Origin of the sequence: Shinella zoogloeoides (assembly GCF_003574625.1) — a bacterium.
In the GTDB taxonomy this organism is placed as follows: Bacteria; Pseudomonadota; Alphaproteobacteria; order Rhizobiales; family Rhizobiaceae; genus Shinella; species Shinella zoogloeoides_A.
On record NZ_QNUJ01000024.1, the window covers coordinates 1 to 1,338 of the forward strand.

A 1,338-nucleotide genomic window follows, 5' to 3' on the forward strand; every position below is an offset into this window, starting at 1 on the left:
CGAGATCAGCGCACTCTCAGCACGACGGCGAGCAACGGCGCGGGCCGCAATGCCGATCTTCTCTATGGAATGTTGAGAAGGCAGCAGCGCCTTCCGCTCACGAAAGGCAGCGATGACGGCCGTGGCGATCGGCAGCCCCTTGTCCCCGGCGGCAGCCGCCTCGGTCGCGGCCAACAAAGCTGCACGGCGATCTTTGCGATCCGCTGCATGCAGGCCAAGGTAGTTCGTCAGATATCGGCTATGTTCGAACCGGGTTTGCGCACGGTGAGCATAGATGGAGTAGGAGCGGGGATCGACGTCGAGCTGATCGGCAACATACTCAACTATGGCTGAAGGCAGTTGCTCGTCCTCACCCAGGAGCCGGCCGGTTTGTCGGATGACGCAAAGCTGGATGGCAAAGCCCAGTTTGTTATGAGGGCGGCGTCGCAACTCGCATTCGAGGCGATCAGCAGCATCAATCGTATAGTGCCGGATCAAACCGTCCTTGTCCGCCAGCCCGAGAAGATTTTGCGCCTCTGCCGCGCTAATCAGTTTCCTTCGCCCCACCCGCCTACTCCTTTTACATCCGGCACCCCGATGAACAGGGCGGGGTTTCCTGTCCAAAAACGAGCGATTGCGTACAGGGGTAAAACGGCCTGTCCACAAATTATCTTGACAGGCTTATGAACAGAGCCAATATTTTGGACAGCCTATTCGGACAAAATTGCCCTCATGCCACGCACCTTCGCCTATGTCCGCGTCTCCACGACCGGCCAGACGACCGAGAACCAGATTCAGGAAATCGAAGCCGCCGGCTTCCAGGTCGAACCGCGCCGGATCGTCACCGAGACGGTTTCCGGCAGCACCGCCATCGCGCAACGCCGCGGCTTTTCCCGGCTCATGGACAAGCTGGAGTCCGGCGACATTCTCATCGTGACAAAGCTCGACCGCTTGGGCCGTGATGCGATCGACGTCAGCACCACCGTCAGAACACTGTCCGAAATGGGCGTGAGGGTCTATTGCCTCGCGCTCGGCGGCGCCGACCTCACCAGCTCGGCCGGCACCATGACCATGAACGTGCTCAATGCCGTCGCCCAATTCGAGCGGGATTTGCTGATTGAGCGGACGCAATCCGGTCTCAAGCGCGCCAAGTCGGAAGGCAAGACCCTCGGCCGGCCCTTCACGCTCAGCGATGAACAGAAGCAGGGTGTCCGCAACGATCTTGCGGCGGGCATGAGCGTTTCGGCGATAGCAAGGAAATTCGCGACGAGCCGGCAGACCATTATGCGGGTTCGCGACGAGAGTTCACGGTCCGTTCGACCTTAGCGTGTCTGGGGGAACAAATCTTGTTCTGACCCC

Annotated in this window: 2 protein-coding genes; one reads left to right on the forward strand and one right to left on the reverse strand. The window is 60.0% G+C overall.

All coding sequences use genetic code 11. The features are described 5' to 3' along the window. A partial coding sequence (locus tag DSD28_RS25675; RefSeq protein WP_162911558.1) for a DUF4158 domain-containing protein occupies nt 1-546 on the reverse strand: 546 nt, incomplete at its 3' end. A gap of 165 nt (nt 547-711) precedes the next feature. Between DSD28_RS25675 and DSD28_RS25680 the strand changes: the two genes are divergently transcribed. Further along, nucleotides 712-1,305 (forward strand): recombinase family protein, encoded by a 594-nt coding sequence (locus tag DSD28_RS25680; RefSeq protein ID WP_119259269.1) that lies wholly within the window; start codon nt 712-714, stop codon nt 1,303-1,305. Nucleotides 1,306-1,338 lie beyond the last annotated feature (33 nt).